This is a genomic window from Streptomyces sp. NPDC060000, from assembly GCF_042737375.1.
GTDB lineage: Bacteria > Actinomycetota > Actinomycetes > Streptomycetales > Streptomycetaceae > Streptomyces.
The window spans coordinates 1-23,713 of record NZ_JBHWUU010000116.1; the positions used below are offsets into that span (position 1 = coordinate 1).

Below are 23,713 nucleotides of genomic sequence, written 5' to 3' on the forward strand. Positions count from 1 at the left end.
GCCTCGCGCGCGGCGCGGGCCGCCCCGCCGCGGCCGCCGCCACCGCCCTGGCCGCCACCGTGTGGGCGTACGACCTGCGGCTCAAGCACACCGCGGCGGGCCCGGCGGCGATGGCCGCCGCCCGCGGCCTCGACCTGCTCCTGGGGGCGGTGGGGACGGCCGGCTCCCACGACGGCGCGCCGGGCTCGCCCGCCCGGGGCGCGGCGGCTTCGGCGGTGCGCCGCGCCCTGCTGCCCGCCGCCGCGCTCGGCGCCCACACCTACGCGCTCACCGCGGTCTCGCGCAACGAGACCCGGGGCGGTTCGAGCGTCGCGCCGCTCGCCGCGCTCGGTGCGACGGCCGCCCTCGGCGCGCTGGCCGGCGCCGGGCGGACCGGACGCGGCGTGCGGGCCGCCCGCGAGTACCCGCCCGCGCAGGCGTCCCGGGTGTTCGCCCGCCGCGTCCTGGCCGGCGCCTACGTGGCGACGGCCGCCCGGCCCTATCTGCATGCCGCGCTCAACCCGTCGCCGCCGCTGACCCAGCGGGCCGTCGGCGGCGGCATCCGCGCGATGATCCCGCTCCAGGCGGCCCTGGCGGCCCGCTCCGGCGCGCTCGCCTGCGCCGCGCTGCTGAGCGCGCTGGTGCCGGTGGCCGGCCGGCTGGCCCGGAAGGTGAGCCCCACGTGAGCATCCGTCTCGGCTACGGCACGAACGGCCTGACCGACCTGCGGCTCGAGGACGCCCTCGCGGTCCTGGCCGAACTCGGCTACGACGGAGTCGGCCTGACCCTGGACCACATGCACCTCGACCCGCTCGCCCCCCGGCTCGCCGCCCGGACCGCCCAGGTCGCCCGCCGGCTGGAGGCGCTCGGCCTGTCGGTCACCGTCGAGACCGGCGCCCGCTACGTCCTGGACCCGCGCCGCAAGCACGCACCCAGCCTGATCGAGCCGGAGCCCGAGGCGCGCGCGGCGCGCACCGCGCTGCTCGTCACCGCGGTGCAGGTGGCAGCCGACCTCGGCGCCCACGCGGTGCACTGCTTCAGCGGCGTGCGCTCCGTCGTCACCGGCGAGAACGCCGCCTGGGAACTGCTCGCCGACTCCCTGGGCCCGGTCCTGGACGCCGCGGCCGGGGCCGGCGTGCCGCTCGCCGTGGAGCCCGAACCCGGTCACCTCATCGAGTCGCTCGCCGACTTCCACCGGCTGCGCGCGCTCCTGGGCGAGCATCCGCTGCTCGGCCTCACCCTCGACATCGGCCACTGCCAGTGCCTGGAGGCGATGACGCCGGCCGACTGCGTGCGGGCCGCCGCTCCCTGGCTGCGGCACGTGCAGATCGAGGACATGCGGCGCGGGGTGCACGAACACCTGCCCTTCGGCAACGGCGAGATCGACTTCCCGTCCGTGCTCGCCGCGCTCGACGCCACCGGCTACCAGGGGCTGGCCGTGGTCGAACTGCCCCGCCACTCGCACGCCGGGCCCGAACTCGCCCGCTCCTCCATCACGTTCCTGCGCGCGCAGCTCGCCGCACTCCCGCGCGCCCACCGCGCATCCATTGCCGCCTTCGCGGCACCGTCCGCGTAGGGAGAGACCCGCACATGCTGATCACTGGCGAGGAACTGCCGGCCCGCCTGGGCCCCGAGGCCGCCGCCTGGCTCGAGGAGGCGCTCGCCGGGGCGAGCGAGGCCGCCCGCCCCGCCCCGCACGTCCCGGCGCGCGGGGACATACCGCGGTGGGAGCTGCGGTTCTCGGCGGCCGGGCGGGTCTGCGGCTCCCCGCAGGCGGCGGAGGCGGTGCGGGTGCTGCTGTTGCGCACCGCCCGCCCCGGCGCGGCCGCGGTGAGCCGGGGGTACGAGCGGGGAAGCGGCGCGGAACGACGTGCGGTCCTGCTGGCGCTGCCGCACCTCCCGCTCGCCCCGCACGAGGGCGTGTCACTGATCGAGGACGCGCTGCGCACCAACGACACCCGGCTCGTCGCCGCGGCCGTCGCAAGCCCGGCCGCCGCGCACCTGAGTGCCCACGCCTGGCGCCACGCCGTTCTCAAGTGCCTGTTCACCGGGGTGCCCCTGGCCGCCGTCGCCGCCCTGGCCGAGCGGGCCCGCGGCGACGGCGAACTCGCCCGCATGCTCGGCGACTTCGCCGCGGAGCGCACCGCCGCGGGGCGGCCCGTCCCCGATGACCTCGACCGGGCCCTCGCCCTGACCGCCAAGGAAGCCTGATGCGCATCTTCGACCCGCACATCCACATGACCTCGCGCACCACCGACGACTACCAGGCGATGTACGCGGCCGGAGTGCGCGCGCTGGTCGAACCCGCCTTCTGGCTCGGCCAGCCGCGCACCTCGCCCCAGTCGTTCCTGGACTACTTCGACGCGCTGCTGGGCTGGGAGCCGTTCAGGGCGGCGCAGTACAAGATCGCCCACCACTGCGCGCTGGCACTGAACCCCAAGGAGGCCAACGACCCGCGCTGTGTGCCCGTGCTGGAGGAACTGCCGCGCTATCTGCTCAAGGACGGCGTGGTCGCGGTCGGTGAGATCGGCTACGACTCCATGACGCCGGCCGAGGACAGGGCGCTGGCCGCGCAGCTCGAACTCGCCGCCGAACACGGGCTGCCCGCGCTGGTGCACACCCCGCACCGCGACAAGCGCGCCGGCCTGCGCCGCACCCTCGACGTGGTGGCCGAGTCGAAGCTGTCCGTCGAGCAGGTCCTGGTCGACCACCTCAACGAGACGACGGTCGCCGAGGCCAAGGACTCCGGTGCCTGGCTGGGTTTCTCCGTCTACCCGGACACCAAGATGGACGAGCACCGCATGGTCGCCGTGCTGCGGGAGTACGGATGCGAGCGGGTGCTGGTCAACTCGGCCGCGGACTGGGGCAGAAGTGATCCGCTCAAGACCCGCAAGGTCGCCGGGGCGATGCTCGCCGCCGGCTTCGGCCAGGACGACGTGGACCGGGTGCTGTGGCACAACCCCGTGGCGTTCTACGCCCAGAGCGGCCGGCTGGTCCTGGAGCCGGCCGGGCCCGGGGCGCTGCACGAGGGCAACTCCGTGTTGCGCGGGGGCGAATGAGCCATGCGCTTCACACATCCCGACGGCTCGACCGTGCACCTGGCGTACTGCACCAACGTCCATCCGGCCGAGACCCTGGACGGGGTGATCGCCCAGCTCGGCGCGTACTGCGAACCGGTGAGGCGCCGTCTGGGCGCCGAGCGTCTGGGTGTGGGGCTGTGGCTGGCCCGCGACGCGGTGCGCGCCCTGAACGCCGGCCCCGGCGCGCTGCGTGAGCTGCGCGGCGAGCTGGACCGGCGCGGCCTGGAGGTGGTCACCCTCAACGGCTTTCCCTACCGGGGCTTCGGCGCCGAGGAGGTCAAGTACCGGGTCTACCGGCCCGACTGGAGCGACCCTCGGCGCTTGGAGTACACCAGTGACCTGGCCCGGCTGCTTGCCGGGCTGCTGCCGGCGGACGTCGGCGAGGGCACCGTCTCCACCCTGCCGCTGGCCTGGCGCACCGGCTTCGACGAGGCCGCGGCCGGGTCGGCGCACCGGGCGCTGGCCGAACTGGCGCGGCGTCTGGACCATGTGGAGCAGGAGACGGGCCGCTCGATCCGGGTCGCCCTGGAGCCGGAGCCCGGCTGCGCGGTGGAGAGCACCGCCGACGCGCTCGCCCCGCTGTCCGCCCTGCCCGGCCACCGGATCGGCCTGTGTCTGGACACCTGCCACCTGGCGACCTCTTTCGAGGAGCCCGCGGCGGCCCTGGCGGGGCTCGAGGGTGCGGGCGTGGAGGTGCTCAAGGTGCAGCTGTCCGCGGCGCTGCACGCCGGTGACCCCCAGGACCCGGCGGTGCGTTCGGCGCTCGCCGCGTTCGACGAGCCGCGTTTTCTGCACCAGACCCGGGCCCGGTCCGGGGGGACCCTGTATGCCACCGACGACCTCGGTGAGGCGCTGGCGGGCGGCGCGCTGCCGGACACGGTGCCCTGGCGCGCCCACTTCCATGTGCCGCTGCACGCCCCGCCCGCCCCGCCGCTTTCCTCCACCCTGGACGTGCTGCGCGAGACGCTCGCCGCGGTGGTCGGCGGGCCCACGGCGGTGAGCCGTCACCTGGAGGTGGAGACCTACACCTGGCAGGCCCTGCCGGCCGGGGCGCGTCCGGCAACGGATGCGCAGCTCGCCGACGGCATCGCCGCCGAACTGCGGCTGGTGCGGGACCTGCTGACCGACCTCGGACTCAAGGAGCAGCATTGAGCACCGCCCCCACGCCCCTGCTCGTGCTGGATGTGGTGGGTCTGACGCCCGCGCTGCTCGAGCACATGCCGCGGCTGAAGGAGCTCGCCGGGCGCGGCTCGCGCGCCGCCCTGGGCACCGTGCTGCCTGCGGTGACCTGCAGCGCCCAGTCGACGTTCCTGACCGGCACGCTGCCCGCCGAGCACGGCATCGTGGGCAACGGCTGGTACTTCCGTGAGCTCGGCGAGGTCCTGCTGTGGCGCCAGCACAACGGGCTCGTCGAGGGGGACCGGCTGTGGGACGCCGCCCGCCGGGCGTACCCCGGCTACACGGTCGCCAACGTCTGCTGGTGGTATGCGATGGGTGCGGACACCGATTACACGGTCACGCCCCGGCCGGTCTACTACGCCGACGGCCGCAAGGAGCCCGACTGCTACACCCGCCCGCCGGCCCTGCACGACGAACTGCACGCCCTGCTGGGCACGTTCCCGCTGTTCCAGTTCTGGGGGCCCGGCGCGGGCCTGGTGTCCAGCAAGTGGATCATCGATGCGGCCCGGCACCTCAACCGCACCCGCCGTCCCGACCTGACGCTGTGCTATGTGCCGCACCTCGACTACGACCTGCAGCGCTTCGGCCCCAAGGACCCGCGCTCGCTGCGGGCCGCCGCGGAGCTGGACGCGGCGCTGGCCCCGCTGCTGGAGGAGGCCGACGCCGAGGGACGCACCGTGGTGGTGCTGTCGGAGTACGGCATCACCGAGGTCAGCAGGCCCGTCGACCTCAACCGGGTGCTGCGCCGTGCCGGTTACCTCGAGGTGCACACCCAGGACGGCATGGAGTACCTGGACACCATGGCCTCGCGTGCCTTCGCGGTCGCCGACCACCAGCTCGCGCACGTGTATGTGCGCCGGCCGCAGGACGTGGCCGGGGTGCGGGAGGTCCTCGAAGGCGTCGCCGGTGTGGGTGAACTCCTGGGCGACGAGGGCAAGAAGGGGTACGGCCTGGACCACCCGCGTTCGGGTGAACTGGTCGCGGTGGCGGAGCCGGACGCCTGGTTCACGTACTACTACTGGCTCGACGACGCCCGCGCCCCCGACTTCGCGCGGCTGGTGGAGATCCACCGCAAGCCCGGCTACGACCCCGCCGAGCTGTTCATGGATCCGCTGGATCCGTATGTGAAGGTCCGGGCGGCCAGGGCGCTGGCCGCCAAGAAGCTCGGCATGCGCTACCGGATGGATGTCGTGCCGCTGGACGGGGCCCCGGTGCGCGGCAGCCACGGCAGGCTTCCCGGGCGCCCGCAGGACGGACCGGTTCTGCTGTGCTCGCGCCCGGGGCAGGTCGGCGGGACGCTCGCCGCCACGCAGGTGAAGTCCTTGCTGCTGCGGCTGGCGGGGCTCGGGTGAGCCCGCGGCGGGCGGGCGCCGCTCAGGTCAGGTTGTCCAGGGCGGCGGTGAGGCTGTCGATGAGCCAGCCGCGGCCGGTCTCGCGGCGCAGGTGGAAGCGGTAGGCGCCGGAGACGGCCAGGGCGGAGGCGGCGTCGCGGATGCGCAGCTGGATCATGTAGGCGTGCGCGGTGGCCCGGTCGCCGGCCAGGTCGATGACGTGGTTGGTGAACAGGTGGCGGCGCTGGTCGCCCTGCTGGGGCCAGAGTGCGGCCTCCTGGGCGGCGATGGTGTCGGCTCCGTGCCTGGTGGGGATGTCGATCTCGCCCATGACGGTGCCGCGCCAGGTGGCGTCGGCGGTGAAGCAGCCGGCGAGGGCGTCCTGGTCGCGTTCGTCGTAGGCCCAGCCGTAGCGGGCGATGCGCTCGGCGATCAGGAGGCGGTCCAGTACCTGGTCGCGGTCCTGGGCGGGGCCCTGGGCGGGGTGGCTGCCGGCGGGGGTGAGGGCGAGCAGGCCGGCGGCGGTGGCCCAGCCCGGGACGGGACGGGGCCCGGGGCCGGTGTGCACGGGGGTGTCGGTGGTGTCGGTGGTGTCGGTGGTGTCCATGTGTCCTTGCCGTTTCGCAGCGGGGGGGCGGGCCGGGGCCGGGCCGGGCGCACCCGGGGTGGGGGAAGGGGCCGGTCCGGGCGGTGGACACCGCCCGGACCGGGTGAGGACGCCTTGCCGGGGAGCCGGACTACCGGGCCAGTTCGGCCAGTTCGTCCAGGCGGGTCAGCTTGTGGGGGTTGCGCACGACGTAGATCCGGGTGACGCGACCGTCCTGCACCTCCAGGCTCACCGCGGCCGGTTCGCCGTCGAACTCGATGCGGCCCGCGGGCGCGCCGTTGAGCCACACGGTGGTCGCCTCGAGCGCCTGGACCACCCGGTTGGCGCGGGCGAGCACCGGCGCCACCGCGTCGGCCCCGTGGATCGGCACCAGGGCGGCGGAGACCAGCCCGCCCCCGTCGGCGACCAGGACGACGTCGGGTGCCATGACCTCCAGCAGATCCTGCAGCCGGCCGGTGCGCAGCGCGGCCAGGAACCGCTCCACCACGACCTGCTGTTCCGAGAGGCTCACCTGTACCCGGGGCCGGCGGGCGGCCACGTGCTCGCGGGCCCGCCGTGCGATCTGGCGCACCGCGGCCGGGGACTTCCCCACGGTCTCGGCGATCTCCCCGTAGGGCATGTCGAAGACCTCGCGCAGTACGAACACCGCCCGCTCCGCCGGGCCGAGCGTCTCCAGCACGGTCAGCATCGCGATCGAGACGCTTTCCGCGAGTTCGACGTCGTCGGCCACGTCGGGGCTGGTCAGCAGCGGCTCGGGGAGCCATTCGCCGACGTAGTCCTCCCGGCTGCGCGACAGGGTGCGCAGCCGGTTGAGGGACTGGCGGGTGACGGCCCGTACGAGGTAGGCGCGGGGCTCGCGCACCTGGGAGCGGTCGACGTCGGCCCAGCGCAGCCAGGTCTCCTGCAGCACGTCCTCGGCGTCGGCCGCCGAGCCGAGCATCTCGTAGGCGACGGTGAACAGCAGGCTGCGGTGGGCGACGAACGGGTCCTCGGCCAGGGCGTGGCTCTCGCCGGTGGTGTGCTCAGGCAACGCCGGACGCCGACGTCTGGGGCCGCTTGGCCAGCGGGATCTGGCAGGCCTCGGAGTAGCCCTGCGAGGTGATCCCGTGCGCGGTGTTGACCCGGGTCGACAGGTTGGCGAAGCCGATGAACACGGTGAGCTCGACCAGGCCGGCCGGGCCGAGCTCCTTGAGCAGGCTCGCCGACAGCTCGTCGGTGACGGTCGGCGGTGTGTTCGTCATGGCCTCGGAGTACTCCATCACCTCGCGCTCCAGCGGGGTGAACGCCTCGGAGTCACGCCAGTTGGGCACCTGGCTGGCCTTGTCCAGGTCGAGGTTCTGGTTCAGGGCCGCGAAGTAGTTGATGTCCAGGCACCAGCTGCAGCCGACCTGTGCGGCCACCGCCATGTGGGCGAACGTCTTGAGGCCCTCGTCGACCGCGTCCCATGCGGCCGCCTTCGCCGAGAACTCCAGGTTGGAGGTGGCGACGGCGGGGTTGTTGAACACCACCTCGACGGGCTCGGGCACGGAACCGAGCTGCTTGATCAGAGCCTCCTTCATCTCGGCGGGGAGCTCGGCCTTGGGGATACGCGGGGTCATGGTGTTCTCCTTGTTGCAGGGGCCTCGTCGGCCGGTTCGACATGAAGACACCGCCGGGCCCGCGAGTGTGACAGCCACCTTCGTGGGCCGGCGGACGCCCGCCGGGGCGGCGGCGGGCGCGGTGTGCGGTGCGGCTGGTGGGCGCGCCTCAGCGGGCCGGGAACTTCAGCAGCTCACCGGCGGTGGTGCTCTGCGTGTTGTTGGTGACGTAGATGTCGCCCCAGGCGTTGACGGCCAGGCCCGTGGGCTGGTTCAGCGAGGTGGTGCCGGTGTCGATCGCGGTGACGGCGCCGCTCTTCTTGTCGATCCGGGTCAGTGCGCCGGGGCCCGGGGCGCTTCCCAGGCCGGAGCCGTAGGACAGGGCGATCAGGTCGCCGTGCGGGTCGAGGGCGAGGTCGATGACGTCGGTCAGGCCGGTGACGAAGACGGTGGGCGCGCTGCCGGGCGCGTAGCGCCACACCCGGCTGATGCCCTCGACCATGCCGCTCATGTCGGCGATGTAGAAGGTGCCGTCGCGGTCGCGCACGATGCCGGTGGGCACGGCCTGGTACTGGCCGGCCGGGGTCGCGGTGTGGACGCCGGAGGCGGCCGGCAGGGTGTTGTTGGGGAAGACGAACTCGGTGGTGGTGGTGCCGTCGGCGTGCACCCGGATGAGGTCGTTGGCGCCGGCGTCGGTGACCAGGTGGTCCTTGCCGTCCCGGGCGAAGCCCCAGGGGTTGGAGAAGACCTCGCTGTTGCCGTTGACGGAGTCGGGGTCGTTGGCGGCCTCGTGCGCCGCGAGGTCGCCCAGGACCTTGCCCTTGGCCGTGCTCAGCGTGCCGAGCGGGTCGCTGCCCGCGCCCAGGGAGATGCGCTCCGCGGGCAGGCCGCTCAGGCCGTAGCTGACGCGGTAGGTGCTGCCGGCGGACTCGGCCTGGACCGCTCCGGCGATGCGGGTGAGGACGCTGGTGCCGTAGTTCTGGTTGATCTGCTCGGAGGGCAGACCGGTCACGACGCGGCCCTTGGTGGAGCCGGCGACCCGGTAGAGGGAGCCGCTGAAGCCCAGGCACCGGTTGCGCTCGCCGGCCGGCGGCGGGGCGCACGGGGTGGCCGGGCCGCTGCCGGCCTCGGCGACCACGAGCGAGCCGTCGCTCTGGATCCGCACCGAGCGCGGATTGTGCAGGTCGTTCGCCACGACCACGGCGGCGCCCGCCGCGGTGGTCGCCTGGCTCGGTATCGCGGCCGCCGTGACGGTGCTCACGACCGCCATTGCCACAAAGGCCCCCGCCCAAGACTTTCTCGCACCAGACATGACTCTCCTCAATGTGGCTATCCCCCGCCGTCAGGGGCGAATGCAATCGGCGTCACCATAGACGTGAAGTCGACCGGAACGCAGTGTGCAACATCGGAGACCGGCGCGCTTGCGTGTCCCCCGCCCGGGCGGGAATCAGCGCTTTCAGCAGGCTGTACGCAGGTGGGGAATGAACCCGGACTCAAGAATTCCACGGGCGGCCGCGGGCGGTGTCGTGCAGCAGTTCTCTAGCAACTCTCCAGCCTGGAGGTGCGGGTGGGGGCGGGTGCGGGTGTCCGCGGGCGCGCCCGGAGCGGCGGACCGTCCCCCTAGGGGCATTCATAGGGGCCCTAGGGGCTGGTTTTCACGTCAACGAATCGCGAGGATCGCAAACGATCGTGGCACTTTCTCATTCGGCACCGATTCGCTCAAGGGCGATGTGGTAATTCCCGTCGTCTTTCCGCGCGGTCGGACGGGTTACTCGACAAACGCTGCGGAGGCTCGGTGGAAGGCATTCGACTTTCTGTGATCGGTGCCGGTGTCATGGGCACCGGTGTGACCACCCTGGCGCTGGGGCACGGAGTCCCGGTCCTGCTGGTCGACGTCGACCAGGCCCACCTGGAACGGGCCCGGGCCAGGGTCGGACAGCAGCTGCGCATGGCCCAGATGATGGGTGAGCTGCCCCGCGGGCGCACGCCGGGCCGGCTCACCACGGACGTGACGCTGGACGCGGTGGCCGGCAGCACCGCGGTGATCGAGGCGGTCACCGAACTCCCCGACGTCAAGGCCAAGGTGCTCGCCGAGGCGTCCGCCCTGGTGCGTGCGGGCACGGTGGTGGTGACCAACACCTCGTCGTTCCCCGTCGACGAGATGGCGGACGCGGTGGCGCGCCCGCAGGACCTGATCGGCACCCACTTCATGAATCCGGCCTACCTCATCCGCACGGCGGAGGTCATCCGGGGCCGGCGCACCGGTGACGCCGCGCTCGCCGGTGTGCGGGCGGTGCTCACCGCGCTCGGCAGGCAGCCGGTGGTCGTCAACGACGCCCCGGGTTTTGTGACGAGCCGCGTCCTGCATCCCATGATCAATGACGCCGCCCGGGTCGTGCAGGAGGGCACCGCGAGCGCCGAGGCGGTCGACACGCTCATGCAGGGCTGTCTCGGTCACCGTACGGGCCCGCTGCGCACCGCCGACCTGATCGGGATCGACAACCTCGTCGACTCCCTGTGGGTGCTGCACGAGCGCACCGGGGACGAGGGGTGCCGTCCCTGCGATCTGCTCCTCGAAAAGGTACGAACCGGCCACCACGGCCGCAAGAGCGGTCGCGGTTTCTACGAGTACGGAGAACCCCTGTCATGACTACCTCGTCCGACGCCGTCACGGTCGAAGAATCCATTCAGGCCTTTCTGCAGGAAAGGACGAAGACGTCGTGGGAGCCCGACGTCGACCTCTTCGCCACCGGAGGGGTCTCCTCCCTGTTCGCCATGGAGCTCGTGGTGCATCTGGAGAAGACCTTCGAGATCACCATCACCGGCCCCGACCTCATGATCGACCACTTCCGTACGGTGCGGACGATGACCGCTCTGGTCAGCCGTCTGCGGGGGACGGGCGGCAGCGATGAGTGAGCCGGCCGCCGGCACGGACGAACTGGCCCGCACCGTCGCCGACCTCGTCGGGGACCAGGCGGGCGAATGGGACAGGGCCGGGGTGCTCCCCGACGACGTGCTCAGGAAGTGCAGTGCCTCGGGTGTGCTGTGCGCGGAGGTGCCCCGCGAGTTCGGCGGGCACGCTCTGAGCAGCGCGGCCAACGGCGAGTTCACCGCCCATGTGGGGAGCCTGTGCAGTTCGCTGCGCAGTGTCATGACCTCTCAGGGCATGGCGGCGTGGAGCGTTCAGCGCCTGGGCACCGCGAGCCAGCGCCAGGCCGTGCTGCCCCGGCTGACCGGTGGTGAACTGGCCGCCGTCGCGTTCAGCGAACCGGGTGCGGGCAGTGACCTGAACGCCATCTCCACGACGATCCGTGCCGAGGGCGGCGATGTCGTCATCGACGGCCGCAAGAAGTGGATCACCGTGGGCCGTTACGCGGATCTCCTCATCGTGTTCGGCCGCTACGGGGAGGGCGCGGCCGCTGTCGTGGTGCCGTCCGACGCCCCGGGTGTGCGGATCGAGCCGGTGGCCGATCCGCTCGGGTGCCGGGCGGCGGGCCACGCGGACATCGAGTTCTCCTCGGTCCGGGTCCCGGCCGACCAGGTCCTGGGCGGGCCGGGCCAGTCCCTGCCCATGCTGGTGACCGCGGCTTTGACCTACGGCCGGATCTCGGTGGCCTGGGGGTGCGTGGGCATCCTGCGCGCCTGTCTGCAGAGCGCCGCCCGGCACACCACCTCCCGGCGCCAGTTCGGCCGCAAGCTGGCCGAACACCAGCTGGTGGCGCGCCACCTGGCGGACCTGGTGGTGGCCGAGCAGGTCGCCGCGCAGGCCTGCGCGGCGGCGAGCCGGGCCCGCGACGAGGGGGCGCCGGAGATGTTCGTCAAGAGCGTCGCCGCCAAGCACATCAGCGCCACGCACGCGGCGCGGGCGGCCGCGACGACCGTGCAGCTGATGGCGTCCGCGGGCGCCCAGGACGGCGCGGTCGCCGCGCGCGCGTACCGCGACGCCAAGCTGATGGAGATCATCGAGGGAACCAACGAGATATGCCAGTTGATCCTGGCCGACCACGCAGTGGCGGAGTGGGCATGACGGCCTTGGTGAAGTGCCTGGTCTGGGACCTGGACAACACGGTGTGGGACGGCACGCTGCTGGAGGACGGCGAGGTGGGGCTGCTGCCCGGCGTCCTGGAGACCGTCAGGGAGCTGGACTCCCGCGGCATCCTGCAGTCGGTGTCGAGCAAGAACGATCACGACCCGGCCTGGCGGCGGCTCGAGGAGCTGGGCGTCGCCGAGTACTTCGTGCTGCCGCAGATCGGCTGGGGGCCCAAGTCGCAGTCGGTCAAGGAGATCGCCGGGCGGCTGAACTTCGCGCTCTCGGCCATCGCCTTCATCGACGACCAGCCCGCCGAGCGGGCGGAGGTCACCTTCCATCTGCCCGAGGTGCGCTGCTACGGCGCCGAGCAGGCCGGCGCGCTCGGCGCGCTGGCCGAGTTCAGTCCCCCCACGGTGACGGTCGACTCGCGCAGGCGCCGGCAGATGTACCGGGCGGGGTTCGAACGCGACGCCACGCGGGCGCAGTTCACCGGCCCGGACGAGGACTTCCTGCGCTCGCTGGACCTGGTCATGCGCATCGGCCGGGCCGGCGAGGAGGAACTGTCCCGGGTCGAGGAACTGACCCTGCGCACCAGCCAGATGAACGCCACCGGCGTCCACTACGGCGACGCGCAGCTGCGTGCCCTGCTCGCCGACGACGGCCACGAGGTCCTGGTGTGCACGCTCACCGACCGCTTCGGCCCGCACGGCGCGGTCGGCATCGTCCTGCTGGAGAAGCACCCCTCGCGGTGGCATCTGAAGCTGCTCGCCACCTCGTGCCGGGTGGTCTCCTTCGGGGCCGGCACCGTCCTGCTGAACTGGCTGCAGAGCCAGGCGGCGCGCGCCGGCGTCCATCTGAGCGCGGATTTCCGCAGGACCGACCGCAACCGGATGATGGAGATCGCCTACCGGTTCGCCGGGTTCACCGACGAGAGCTGCGGCTGCACGCAGGACGTGCCCGCCGCGGCGGACGGCGGCACCATCCAGCGGCTGCACCTCAAACCCACCGACAAGGGTGCGCCCACCACCCTGCGGCTGGTCGCACCGGACCTCGTGGCGGGAGAAGCCTGACATGGCCCAGCAGCTCGAGAGCACACCCGCACTGCTTGAGTACGTAGCGCGCAGTTCGCTGCGCGAGGACGACATCGCACGCCGGCTGCGCGCACAGACCGCCGGGCTCCCCGCGGCGCAGGCCCTGCAGGTCACGCCCGAGCAGGGCCAGTTCCTGGCCCTGCTGGTCGCCCTGAGCGGCGCGGCCCGGGTGCTCGACATCGGCACCTTCACCGGCTACAGCGCCCTGTCCATGGCCCGCGCGCTGCCGGCCCACGGCCGCCTGGTCACCTGTGACATCAGCGAGAAGTGGCCCGGCATCGGGGCGCCGTTCTGGCGCGAGGCACAGGTGGCCGGCCGCATCGAGGTGCGGATCGGCGACGCGCGCGAGACCCTGGCCAAGCTGCGGGCCGAGGAAGGGCCCGCGGCCTTCGACTTCGCGTTCATCGACGCCGACAAGGCCGGCTATCCGGCGTACTACGAGGCCGCCCTGGACCTGCTGCGCCCCGGCGGGCTGATCGTGCTGGACAACACGCTCTTCTTCGGGCGGGTCGTCGATCCCGCGGCGCAGGACGCCGACACCGTCGCCGTGCGGGAACTGAACGCGGCCCTGCTGGACGACGACCGGATCGATCTGTCCATGCTCCCGGTGGCCGACGGCATCACCCTGGCCCGCAAGAAGTCCGGCGAGAGCCGCCCGAGCGGGCAGGAGCGCCGATGACCGCCGCCGAGGACAAGCTGCGCGACTATCTCAAGCGGGCGACGGCGGACCTGCGCCGCACCCGCTCCGAACTCGAGGCGCGCGAGGCGCGCGACAGCGAGCCCATCGCGATCGTCTCCATGTCCTGCCGTTTTCCCGGCGGTGTCACCTCCCCCGAGGAGCTGTGGCAGCTGCTCGAGGGGGGCACCGACGCGATCGCCGGCTTCCCCGCCAACCGCGGCTGGGACCTGGCGGGCCTGTACGACCCGGACGCCTCGGCGTCGGGCAAGAGCTATGTCCGCGAGGGCGGCTTCCTCTACGACGCCGACACCTTCGACGCCGCGTTCTTCGGGGTGTCCCCGCGCGAGGCGAGCGCGATGGACCCGCAGCAGCGCCTGCTCCTGGAGGCGTCCTGGGAGGCGGTCGAGCGGGCCGGCATCGACCCGCACACGCTCAAGGGCAGCCCGACCGGCGTCTACTTCGGTGTCATCGCCCAGGAGTACGGTCCGCGCCTGTACGAGAGCGCGCGGGAGGTCGAGGGGCATCTGCTCACCGGCAACACGATCAGCGTCGCCTCGGGGCGGGTCTCCTACTTCCTGGGGCTCGAGGGCCCGGCCCTGACCATCGACACGGCGTGCTCCTCCTCGCTGGTCTCCCTGCATCTGGCCGCGCAGGCGCTGCGCCGCGGCGAGTGCACGATGGCGCTGGTCGGCGGGGTGGCGGTGATGTCCTCACCCGGCGGCTTCGTCGAGCTCAGCCGGCAGCGGGTGCTCTCCCCCAGCGGCCGGTGCAAGGCGTTCTCCGCGGACGCCGACGGCACCAACTGGGGTGAGGGCGTGGGCGTGCTGCTGGTGGAGCGCCTGTCGGTGGCCCGCGAGCTCGGGCATCCGGTGCTGGCCGTCCTGCGCGGCTCGGCCGCCAACCAGGACGGCGCCAGCAACGGGCTGAGCGCGCCGAGCGGCCCGGCGCAGCAGCGGGTGATCCGCCAGGCGCTGCGCAGCGCCCGGCTCGGCGCGGATGAGGTGGACGCCGTCGACGCGCACGGCACGGGCACCTCGCTGGGCGACCCCATCGAGGCACAGGCGCTGCTGGCGACGTACGGGCAGAACCGGCCCGCCGGACGGCCGTTGTGGCTGGGCTCGCTGAAGTCGAACATCGGGCACACCCAGGCGGCGGCCGGGGTCGGCTCGGTGATCAAGATGGTGCTGGCGCTGCGGCACGGCGTCCTGCCCAGGACCCTGCACGTGAGCGAGCCGACCGGGCACGTCGACTGGTCGGGCGGCGGGGTGCGGCTGCTGACCGATCCGGTGCCCTGGCCGGCCGGTGAGCGGGTGCGCCGGGCCGGCGTGTCCTCGTTCGGCATCAGCGGCACCAACGCGCACGTGATCCTGGAGGAGGCGCCGCCCGCACCGCAGCAGGCCGAAAAGGCCCCGCCGGTGGACGGGCCGCGCGCACCGCACGTGCCGGTGGCGCTGTCCGGCACCGACGCGGCCGCGCTGCGGGCGCAGGCCGTGCGCTGGCGGGACCACCTGGCCGCGCGGCCCGGCCTCACGCCGGCCGGCCTGGCGCTGTCCTCGACGTCGGCCCGGGCCGCCCTCGAGCACCGCGCCGTCGTCGTGGCGGGCGACCGGGACGAACTCCTGGCCGGCCTGGACGCCCTGGCCGAGGACCGGCCGCTGCCCCGCCTGGCGACGGGCAGCGTCACCACCACCGGCGCCCCCGTCTTCGTCTTCCCCGGCCAGGGGGCGCAGTGGCCGCGCATGGGCGCGGAACTCCTCACGCAGTCACAGGTGTTCGCGGACTCGGCGCGCGCATGCGACGAGGCCCTGTCCGCCTTCCTGGACTGGTCCGTCCTGGACGTCCTGACCGGGGCCGAGGGCGCGCCCTCGATGGAGCGGGTGGACGTGGCCCAGCCGGTGCTGTTCACGGTGATCGTGTCGCTGGCACGGCTGTGGCGCTCCTACGGCGTGGAGCCCGCCGCCGTGGTGGGGCACTCGCAGGGCGAGGTCGCGGCGGCCCATGTGGCCGGCGGGCTGTCCCTGCGGGACGCCGCCCGGGTCGTCGCGGTCCGCAGCAGGCTGTGGCGGCGGCTGGCCGGGCAGGGCGCGATGCTGTCGGTGATGGCGCCCGCCGAGCAGGTGCGCGCCTGGATCGAGCCCTGGAGCGACCGCATCGGCGTGGCCGCGGTGAACGGGCCGGCCACGGTGACGGTGTCCGGGGACCCCGGGGCGCTGGCCGAACTGGGGGCGACGCTGTCCGCGCAGGGGGCGCGCCGGTGGCAGATCCCCGGCGCGGACGTCGCCGGCCACTCACCCCAGGTGGACCCCTTCGAGCAGGAGCTGCTGCAGGAGCTGGCGGCGGTCGAACCCCGGCCGCTGGAGGTGCCCTTCTACTCCACCGTGCACGGCGGCCTGCTGGAGCAGGGCCGCCTCGATGCCGCCTACTGGTACGGCAACATCCGCCGGCCGGTGGAGTTCGAGGCCGCGGTGCGCTCGCTGCTGGACGCAGGACACCGCACGTTCATCGAGGTCAGTCCGCATCCGGTGCTGACGAACTCGGTGCGTGAGACCGCCGAGGACGCGGCCGCGGAGGTCGTCGTCGTGGACACCCTGCGGCGCGGCTCGGGCGGCTGGGAGCGGTTCTTGCTGTCCATGGCGCAGGCGCACGTCCACGGGGTGTCCCCCCACTGGCCGGCGGTGCACGAGGGCAGCGGCGGTGAGCGCGCCGAGCTGCCGACCTACGGCTTCCAGCGGCGCCGGTACTGGGTCGAGCCGCCGGCCCGGCGCGCCCCGGACGGCGACACCACGTTCTGGACGGCGGTGGAGCACGCCGATCTGCCGGTGCTCTCGCGCGCCCTGGGACTCGAGGAGGGCGCCCTGGACACGGTGGTGCCCGCGCTGCGTTCCTGGCGCGAGCGCCGCCGGGAGGACTCCGCCGTCGACTCCTGGCGCTACCGGGTGACCTGGCGTCCCGCCGCACACACCGCGCCGCCGCGGCTGCGCGGCAGCTGGCCGCTGGTGATTCCGCAGGGCTACGAGGAGGACTCGCTGACGCTGCTCGCCGAGCGGGCGCTGACCGCGCACGGCGCCGAGCCCGTACGGATCGTGGTGGACGCGGCCGCCGCCGAGCGCGGCGCCGTCCTGCCCGACGGGCTGGAGACGGCGGCCGGCGTGCTGTCGCTGCTCGCCCTCGACAAGCGTCCCTACGGCCGGGTCCCGGAGGTGTCGGCGGGCCTCGCGGCGACCGCGGCCCTGGTGCAGGAGCTGGGAGACATCAAGGTCACGGCGCCGCTGTGGTGCCTGACGTACGGGGCGGTGTCCACCGGCGGACCCGACGGGCCGGCCGCGCCGGCGCAGGCCCAGATCTGGGGTCTGGGCCGGGTCGTCGCTCTGGAGCATCCGGAGCGGTGGGGCGGCCTGATCGATGTCGCGGGAGCGGTCACCGAGGAGAGCGGGCGGCGGCTGGCCCAGGCGCTGGGCGGCCCGGAGGACCAGGTGGCGGTGCGTCCCGCGGGCACGTTCGTGCGACGGCTGGTCAGGGCGCCGCTGGCCGGACGGACGCCGGGCAGGCCGTGGCGCCCGCGCGGCATCGCGCTGGTCACCGGGGGTACCGGTGCGCTCGGCGCGCAGGTGGCCCGCCGGCTCGCCGCCGGCGGGGCCGAGCACGTGGTGCTGACCGGCCGCCGGGGTCCCGGCGCGGCCGGCGCTCAGGCGCTGCGCGGCGAACTCGAGGCGCTCGGCGCGCGGGTGACGATCGCCGCCTGCGACGTGGCCGACCGCGCGGCGGTGGCGGAGCTGGTGTCCGCGCTCACCGCGGACGGTTCCATCGTGCGCACGGTGGTGCACGCGGCGGGCGTGGGCGAGTGGAGCCCGCTGGCCGAGGCCGACGTGAGCAGCTGGTCCGACGTCGTGGCCGCCAAGGTGGCGGGCGCCGTCAACCTCGCCGAGCTGGTCGATCCCGCCGGCCTCGACGCGTTCGTGCTGTTCTCGTCGATCTCGGCGACCTGGGGCAGCGGCAACCAGGCCGGCTACGCGGCGGCCAACAGCTTCCTGGACGCCCTGGCCGAACGGCTGCGGGCCCAGGGGGTGGCGGCCACGTCGGTGGCCTGGGGTGCCTGGGCCGGGGAGGGCATGGCCGCCGGCGGCTCCTTCACGGAGCACTTCCGCCGCCGTGGCCTGCTGGAGATGGCACCGGAGCCGGCCCTGACCGCGCTGTGGCAGGCGGTCGAGCACCAGGAGAGCTGCCTGACGGTCAGCAACATGGACTGGTCGCTGTTCGTGCCCGGCTTCACCATGGCCCGTCCGCGTCCGCTGATCGAGGAGATCGACGAGGTCCGGCTCGCGCTGGACGCCGACGACGCGGCCGGCGGGGACGAGGGCGCCCTGCGCGGCGAGCTGGCGGGGCTGTCCCCGGCCGCCCGCGAGCGCAGGCTCCTGGAGCTCGTGCGGGTCCAGGCGGCGGCCACGCTGGGCCACTCCGGCCCGGAGGGGATCGCGCCGGGGCAGGCGTTCAAGGATCTCGGCTTCGACTCCCTGACCGCGGTGGAGCTGCGCAACCGGCTGCGCCGCCTGTGCGGACTGCCGCTGCCCACGACGCTGGTCTTCGACCGTCCCACGCCCAGGGCCGTGGCGCAGTTCCTGCACACGGAGCTGTCCGGCGCGGACGGCGGCGGGCCGGACGAGGAGATCCGCACCCTGCTGGCGGCCATCCCCCGCGAACGGCTGGAGAGTTCGGACCTCCTCGGCCACCTGCGCGCACTCGCGCAGAGCCACAGCCCGGCAGCCGCCCACCCGGCCCCGGCCGGCCCGGCCGGCGCGGCCGGCGCGGGCGACACGCCCGGCACCGTCACCATCGACTCGATGGACGGCATCGAGTCGATGGACGCCGACGAACTGGTCGCGATGGCGCTGCGCGCCGCCGACTGACCGGACCGCCGGAAAACACACACGACAGCGCCCGGCCGGGCTCCCCCGGCCGGGCGCTGCGATGCGCGCCGGGGTGCGCGGTACGGCGGGTGCGCGGTACGCCGGACGCGCCGGACGCGGGGGGCGGTACGGCGGATGCACGGGGGGCGGTACGGCCGGTGCGCGGTACGGCGGGTGCGCGGTACGCCGGACGCGCCGGACGCGCGGTACGGCGGGTGCGCGGACGCGCCGGACGCGCCGGACGCGCCGGACGCGCGGTACGGCGGGTGCACCGTACGGCCGGTGCGCGGTACGGCCGGTGCGCCCGCGTACCCGGTACGCCAGGGCCCGGTACGCCAGGGCCCGGTATGACGGGGGCCCGGTACGACGGGGTCCTGGCACCCAAGGCGGGGCGTCGGTCCCGGCGAGGCAGGGCCGTAGCGGTAGCGGGTGTCCTCGTCCCAGGCACGGCCCCGCACCTCCATGTCCGTCGCGGGACGGACCCGGACCGCGGCCGGCCACCCGGTGAGGACCGCATCCGGGTCCGGGGCAGCGGTCGGGCTCGTCGGCCCGCCGCTCCAGGAAGCGCTCCCCGGGCCCGGATGCCGGGCGGTTCAGCGCACGTAGGAGTCACAGAGGGAGGCCGCCCCCGACGGCGCGGGGACCTGATGGGCCCAGCCGCACACGGTGCGCAGGTCGTAGGTGGACTGCGGCTGGGCGGTACGCGGCCGCGCCGGCCGGTCGCGGGGCGCGGCCGGGGCGGCGCTGTGATGGCGGGTGCGCGGCGGCGCGGGACGGGGCGGCGCGGGACGCGCGGCCCTGTGCGGCTGCCGCGCCGCCGGGGTGCGGGCGCGCTCCCGCCCGGCGGGACCCGGGGAACGCCGCTGCGCGGTAGGGCGGTCCGCGTGCCGCTTCGCCGCCGCCTCGGCGGCGGTGGTGGTGACGAGGGCGGTGCGGGCGGAGGCCTGGGTCGCCGGTGGCAGCGGGGACGGCGTGCGGGCGGCGGCCGCCTCCATGCGCGGGGTCGGCGCCGGAGCGCCGGCGGGAACGGCGACGCAGCCTCCGGCGAGCAGGACGCAGGCCAGGACGGCGGCGAGAGAGAGCGGGCGGCGCATGTCCCCAGGGTGACGGCGCCAGGCGTGGCGGTGGGGCCGCCTCGCTGATCATCACCGGCATGGGTGAAGGACGGGGCCGGCTCCGGGGCCGTCCGACGAGTCCGACGAGTCCGGCAGTCAGCCGGTCCTCCAGCACCCGCCACACCCGCCGCGTCCTCCGCGTCGATCGGGGTGTCCGCGAGCGCGCAGGGCAGGGTGGCTGTCCACGGGCCCGGTGGCGAAGTGCAGAAACGCGGCCCCCCGGACCCCGTCGCGGGAGCGGCGGGGTCCGGGGGGCCGGGGTCCGGGAAGGGGCCGGGGGCTGGGGCTACTTTCGGGCGCCGACGCCGGCGGGTTCGGCCGGTGTCCTGGCCGGCGCGCTCTTGCGCGGGTCGGTGTTGATGAACACCGCCACGAGCAGCGCGGTGCCGAGCATGATGCCCAGTGCCCAGGTCGCGGCGACGGAGTAGCCGTGGACGGTGGCGTCGCGCAGGACGCTGCCGCCGTGGTGGTCGCTCAGGTAGGCGGCGGTGGCGTTGGCCGCGATGGTGTTGAGCAGCGCGGTGCCGATCGAAGCGCCCACCTGCTGGGCGGTGTTGACGGTCGCGGAGGCGACGCCGCCGTCGTGCGGGTCGACGCCGCTGGTCGCCACCGCCACGGTGGGCACGAACAGGGTGCCGATGCCGAGCCCGAGCAGCATCTCGGCCGGAAGGATGACCGCGGCGTAGGAGCTGTCGGGGGTGAGCCGGGTGAGGATGGCGAGCGAGGCGGCCGCGGCGAGGAGTCCGGGCACGATCAGCATCCGGGGCGGCAGCTTGGGCAGCAGCCGGCTGGAGATCTGGGTCGCGCCCGTGACGTTCATCGCGACCAGCGGGAGCAGCGCGACGCCGGTCTTGACCGCGGAGTAGCCCATCACGGCCTGCAGTTGGTAGGTGAGGAACAAGAACACGCCGAACAGTCCCAGCGTGGCCAGCGCGACGGTGGCGAAGGCCATGCCCCGGTTGCGGTCGGTCACGATCCGCAGCGGGAGCAGCGGGCTGCGCAGCCGGGCCTGCAGGATGACGAACACCAGCAGCAGGACGGCGGCCAGGGTCAGTGAGACGGACACCCGGCCGGCCTCCCAGCCGCGCTCGCCGGCTTCGGAGAACCCGTAGACCAGGGCCGCGATGCCGCCGCAGCCGGTGATGGCGCCGAAGACGTCCATCTTGGCGTCCGCCCTGCCGGGCGGGGCCGGCAGGGTGGCGAGCGCGCCGAACGTGGCGAGCACGGCGATCGGGATGTTGACGTACATGCACCAGCGCCAGTCCAGGTAACTGGTGATCAGGCCGCCGCCGACCAGGCCGAGTCCGCCGCCCGCGGTCAGTACGGCGGTGTAGATGCCGATGGCCTTGGCCCGCTCGGCCTGCTCGGGGAACATCGTCACCAGCAGTGCCAGGGTCGAGGGGGCCAGCAGGGCCGCGAACACGCCCTGCCCGGCGCGGGCGCCGATCAGCATCCAGCCGGACTGGGCCATGCCGCCGATGCCCGACACCACGGCGAATCCGATGACGCCGGTGACGAGGGTGCGCTTGCGGCCCATGCGGTCGGCGATGCGCCCGCCGAGCAGGAGCAGCCCGCCGAAGGCCAGGGTGTAGGCCGTCACCACCCACTGCCGGTTCGCGTCGGACATGCCCAGGTCCTGCTGCGCGGTGGGCAGCGCGATGGTCACGATCGTCGTGTCCAGCGTGATCATTAACTGGGAGAGCGCGATGGCTGCCAGTCCCCACCAGCGGCGGGCGTGCAGCCGGGCAGGGTCGACAGCCGGAGCCCCCGCTGACTTCTCGGTCTTGGTCATCGCGGAATGACACCTTCTCGGGATCGGGGGGCGGAAACCCCACATTCATTACCTGTCGGCAGGTAAAGTTGAAGCCACCGACAACGTAGCCCATTGCCTGCCGATCGGCAAGCAATGAAGTGAGGTGCGGCGCCGGCGACGGTGGACCGTAGGCTTCGGGCGCAGACGAGGGCGAAGGAAGGACTTCCATGGCAGGCCGACGTACCGACACGCGTGAGCGCGCGCAGCGCGTCGCCCTCCGGCTCTTCGCCGAGTACGGCTACGAGGGCACGTCGCTGCGCATGATCGCGGAGAAGCTGGACATCACCAAGGCCGCCCTCTACTACCACTACAAGTCCAAGGAAGAGATCCTCGCCGCCGTCCTGGGCGACTTCTCGACCTCGGTCGCCGAGCTCATCGACTGGGGCAAACAGCAGCCCGGGGGACCGCAGACCCGGCGCGAACTGCTCAGGCGCTACGCCGAGCTGACGGCGAGCGGCATCACGGCCGCGGCCCGGCTGCTGCAGGAGAACGAGCCCTCGCTGCAGGACACGCCGCTGGCGGCCGAGGTCCGCGGTCACATCGTCACGCTCTTCGACCTGCTGACCGGGCCGGGCGTGCTGACCGGCGGCGCGAGCGACCCGGCCGCCTCCCTGCGCGTGCGCCTGGCCATCGCCGCCCTGCACATGGCCGGTGACGAGGCCGAGCGCGCGCAGGACGGCGGCGACGAGCTGATCAGCGCGGCGCTGGACATCGCCTGCGACCTGATCGATCCGCCTGCCAGGTCAGCACCCGAGCACGCCCCTGACCACGTCGGCGACCTCGGTGGTCCGCTCGCTCAGGAAGAAGTGCCCGCCGCCGAACACCCGTAGCTCGAAGGCGGCGTCGGCCACGTCGGACCAGGCGCGGGCCTGCTCCAGGCTCACCCTGCGGTCGCTGTCGCCTGCCAGTGCCACGACGGGGCAGGCCAGCGCGGGGCCCGGCTGGTAGCGGTAGCCCTCCAGCGCCTCGTAGTCGCTGCGGATCGCCGGCATGACCATGCGCAGCAGCTCCTCGTCCTCGAAGAGGCGGGCGTCCGTGCCGTGCAGCAGCTCCAGTTCGGCCAGGAGCGAGCGGTCGTCCAGCGCGGCGATGCCGGTGCCGGGCGCGCAGGTGGGCGCCCGCCGGCCGGACGCCAGCAGGGCCCGCGGCGCGATGCCCTCGGCCTCCATGCGCCGGGCCACCTCGAAGGCGACCGTCGCGCCCATGCTGTGCCCGAGCAGCGCCAGCGGCCGGCCGGTCCACGGCAGCAGTGCCTCCAGTGTCCGCTCCACCAGCTCCGTCATGTCGTTCACGCAGGGTTCGCGGTAGCGGTCCTGGCGCCCGGGGTACTGCACCGCGAGCACTTCGACCTGCGGGCTGAGCTCCTCCGCGAGCGGGAAGAAGAAGGTCGCGGAGCCGCCGGCGTGCGGCAGGCAGACAAGCCGGACCGGGGCCTCGGGCGCTTCACGGAAGCGGCGGATCCAGGCCGACTGCTGCACGGCGTTCGTCACGGGGGTGCTCCTTCTCAGGTTCTCAGGCGGCGAGCGCGTCGCACAGGAACGTCGCGACGTCATAGGCGGAGGGATAGTCGTAGACCAGGGTCGGCGGCACCGGGATCCCGGTGACCGCGCCCAGGTGGTTGCGCAGTTCGACGGCCATGAGCGAGGAGAAGCCGAGGTCCAGGAGTTCCTCGCGCGGGTCGAGTTCCTCCGCGGACCCCAGCGCCAGGACGGCGGCGGCCTCGGCCCGCACCACCTCGAGCACGAGGGCGTGCCGCTCCCCGTCCGGCGCCTTCGCGAACCGCTCCTTCAGCAGTGCCGCGGGCTCCGCCGTGTTCTCCGGCGCGCCGGAGGCCGCAGGCTCCCCGGGGGCCGGCGCGGCGGCGCCGGCCGCCAGGGCGGCGACGATGTCCGCGAGCGAGGACTCGGCGGGCAGGTGCAGCGCCTCGGCCGCGGCGCCGGCATCGCCCGCACGCGCCGCCGCCCAGAAGGCCTCCGCCGTCCTGCCCACGACCGATGCGCCGGCGACCTGGTCCAGCCAGTACGGGCGGTGCTGGAAGGCGTAGGTGGGCAGGTCGGCCGCCTGGCCGCCGTGGAGTGCGAACAGGGCGTTCCAGTCGACGGGTGTGCCGGCCGTCCACAGTTCACCGAGACCGGTCAGCAGGGCCTGGACGCTCGTGCGGTCGCGGCGCTGCAGTGCCACGAGCCGTGTGCCCTCGGCCGCGGCCGGCTCGGCCATCGGCGTCAGCACCGCGTCGGGGCCCACCTCCACACACCCCGTCACACCCTCACCGGACAGGACACCCACCGCGTCGGCGAAACGGACCGGGCAACGCACCTGACGCACCCA

21 protein-coding genes are annotated in these 23,713 nt (G+C 74.0%); 13 read left to right on the plus strand and 8 right to left on the minus strand.

Annotated elements, in window-relative coordinates; genetic code table 11:
* From ACFWBB_RS39225 to ACFWBB_RS39250, 6 genes are all read left to right on the plus strand, one after another.
* Positions 1-665: prenyltransferase (locus tag ACFWBB_RS39225; RefSeq protein ID WP_385282998.1), on the plus strand; the 665-nt coding region annotated here is incomplete at its 5' end.
* Entirely contained in the window at positions 662-1,555 is an 894-nt protein-coding gene (locus ACFWBB_RS39230) for a sugar phosphate isomerase/epimerase family protein (RefSeq protein ID WP_385283001.1), read from the plus strand. The genes ACFWBB_RS39225 and ACFWBB_RS39230, both read left to right, overlap by 4 nt.
* A 14-nt stretch (positions 1,556-1,569) precedes the next feature.
* Positions 1,570-2,190 (plus strand): EboA domain-containing protein, encoded by a 621-nt coding sequence (locus ACFWBB_RS39235; RefSeq protein WP_385283004.1) that lies wholly within the window; start codon positions 1,570-1,572, stop codon positions 2,188-2,190.
* Entirely contained in the window at positions 2,190-3,038 is an 849-nt protein-coding gene (locus tag ACFWBB_RS39240) for a TatD family hydrolase (RefSeq protein WP_385283007.1), read from the plus strand. Before ACFWBB_RS39235 ends, ACFWBB_RS39240 begins: the two co-directional genes overlap by 1 nt.
* A gap of 3 nt (positions 3,039-3,041) precedes the next feature.
* A complete protein-coding gene (gene eboE / locus ACFWBB_RS39245) occupies positions 3,042-4,211 on the plus strand; it encodes a metabolite traffic protein EboE (protein WP_385283009.1) in 1,170 nt (389 codons plus the stop codon).
* The gene (locus tag ACFWBB_RS39250) at positions 4,208-5,590 is read left to right on the plus strand and encodes an alkaline phosphatase family protein (protein ID WP_385283012.1); all 1,383 of its coding nucleotides are present in this window, start codon (positions 4,208-4,210) and stop codon (positions 5,588-5,590) included. Before eboE ends, ACFWBB_RS39250 begins: the two co-directional genes overlap by 4 nt.
* Before the next feature lie 22 nt (positions 5,591-5,612).
* Here the strand turns inward: ACFWBB_RS39250 and ACFWBB_RS39255 are convergent, their stop codons facing one another.
* The 4 genes from ACFWBB_RS39255 to ACFWBB_RS39270 all read right to left on the minus strand — a co-directional run bounded on the left by ACFWBB_RS39255 (position 5,613) and on the right by ACFWBB_RS39270 (position 9,014).
* Positions 5,613-6,176 carry a nuclear transport factor 2 family protein gene (locus ACFWBB_RS39255; protein ID WP_385283015.1) on the minus strand — a complete coding sequence of 188 codons (564 nt, stop codon included), beginning with the start codon at positions 6,174-6,176 and terminating at the stop codon, positions 5,613-5,615.
* Between the two features lie 130 nt (positions 6,177-6,306).
* Positions 6,307-7,173, minus strand: a complete 867-nt coding sequence (locus ACFWBB_RS39260) for an RNA polymerase sigma-70 factor (protein ID WP_385283053.1) — start codon at positions 7,171-7,173, stop codon at positions 6,307-6,309.
* A gap of 25 nt (positions 7,174-7,198) precedes the next feature.
* Positions 7,199-7,774: a carboxymuconolactone decarboxylase family protein gene (locus tag ACFWBB_RS39265; protein ID WP_385283018.1), complete on the minus strand. Its 576-nt coding sequence runs from the start codon at positions 7,772-7,774 to the stop codon at positions 7,199-7,201.
* A 148-nt stretch (positions 7,775-7,922) separates the two neighbouring features.
* Positions 7,923-9,014: a ScyD/ScyE family protein gene (locus ACFWBB_RS39270; RefSeq protein ID WP_385283021.1), complete on the minus strand. Its 1,092-nt coding sequence runs from the start codon at positions 9,012-9,014 to the stop codon at positions 7,923-7,925.
* 534 nt (positions 9,015-9,548) lie between these two features.
* Here ACFWBB_RS39270 and ACFWBB_RS39275 point away from each other — a divergent pair.
* From ACFWBB_RS39275 to ACFWBB_RS39300, 6 genes are read left to right on the plus strand one after another with little or no spacing between them, the layout of a single operon-like run.
* A complete protein-coding gene (locus ACFWBB_RS39275) occupies positions 9,549-10,403 on the plus strand; it encodes a 3-hydroxyacyl-CoA dehydrogenase family protein (protein ID WP_385283024.1) in 855 nt (284 codons plus the stop codon).
* Positions 10,400-10,669, plus strand: a complete 270-nt coding sequence (locus tag ACFWBB_RS39280; protein ID WP_385283027.1) for an acyl carrier protein — start codon at positions 10,400-10,402, stop codon at positions 10,667-10,669. Before ACFWBB_RS39275 ends, ACFWBB_RS39280 begins: the two co-directional genes overlap by 4 nt.
* Positions 10,662-11,780: an acyl-CoA dehydrogenase family protein gene (locus ACFWBB_RS39285; protein ID WP_385283030.1), complete on the plus strand. Its 1,119-nt coding sequence runs from the start codon at positions 10,662-10,664 to the stop codon at positions 11,778-11,780. The genes ACFWBB_RS39280 and ACFWBB_RS39285 overlap by 8 nt, the downstream gene beginning before the upstream one ends.
* The gene (locus ACFWBB_RS39290) at positions 11,777-12,853 is read left to right on the plus strand and encodes an HAD-IIIC family phosphatase (RefSeq protein ID WP_385283032.1); all 1,077 of its coding nucleotides are present in this window, start codon (positions 11,777-11,779) and stop codon (positions 12,851-12,853) included. Before ACFWBB_RS39285 ends, ACFWBB_RS39290 begins: the two co-directional genes overlap by 4 nt.
* Before the next feature lies 1 nt (position 12,854).
* On the plus strand, positions 12,855-13,553 hold the full coding sequence (locus ACFWBB_RS39295) for an O-methyltransferase (RefSeq protein WP_385283035.1): 699 nt from the start codon (positions 12,855-12,857) through the stop codon (positions 13,551-13,553).
* A complete protein-coding gene (locus ACFWBB_RS39300; protein WP_385283038.1) occupies positions 13,550-18,457 on the plus strand; it encodes a type I polyketide synthase in 4,908 nt (1,635 codons plus the stop codon). Before ACFWBB_RS39295 ends, ACFWBB_RS39300 begins: the two co-directional genes overlap by 4 nt.
* A gap of 593 nt (positions 18,458-19,050) precedes the next feature.
* On the opposite strand, the gene ACFWBB_RS39305 is transcribed toward ACFWBB_RS39300, so the two are convergent.
* Together ACFWBB_RS39305 and ACFWBB_RS39310 are read right to left on the minus strand one after the other, a co-directional pair.
* On the minus strand, positions 19,051-19,551 hold the full coding sequence (locus ACFWBB_RS39305; protein WP_385283040.1) for a hypothetical protein: 501 nt from the start codon (positions 19,549-19,551) through the stop codon (positions 19,051-19,053).
* Positions 19,552-19,858: 307 nt separating this feature from the next.
* Positions 19,859-21,364, minus strand: coding sequence for an MFS transporter (locus ACFWBB_RS39310; protein ID WP_385283043.1), 1,506 nt, complete (start codon positions 21,362-21,364; stop codon positions 19,859-19,861).
* Positions 21,365-21,552: 188 nt separating this feature from the next.
* On the opposite strand from ACFWBB_RS39310, the gene ACFWBB_RS39315 reads away from it, so the two are divergent.
* Positions 21,553-22,215, plus strand: a complete 663-nt coding sequence (locus ACFWBB_RS39315) for a TetR/AcrR family transcriptional regulator (protein WP_385283046.1) — start codon at positions 21,553-21,555, stop codon at positions 22,213-22,215.
* On the opposite strand, the gene ACFWBB_RS39320 is transcribed toward ACFWBB_RS39315, so the two are convergent.
* Both ACFWBB_RS39320 and ACFWBB_RS39325 read right to left on the minus strand, forming a co-directional pair.
* Positions 22,129-22,875 (minus strand): thioesterase II family protein, encoded by a 747-nt coding sequence (locus ACFWBB_RS39320; protein WP_385283048.1) that lies wholly within the window; start codon positions 22,873-22,875, stop codon positions 22,129-22,131. The genes ACFWBB_RS39315 and ACFWBB_RS39320 overlap by 87 nt on opposite strands.
* Positions 22,876-22,897: 22 nt before the next feature.
* Positions 22,898-23,713, minus strand: an 816-nt coding sequence (locus tag ACFWBB_RS39325; protein WP_385283051.1) for a phosphopantetheine-binding protein, incomplete at its 5' end; no start/stop codon positions are given.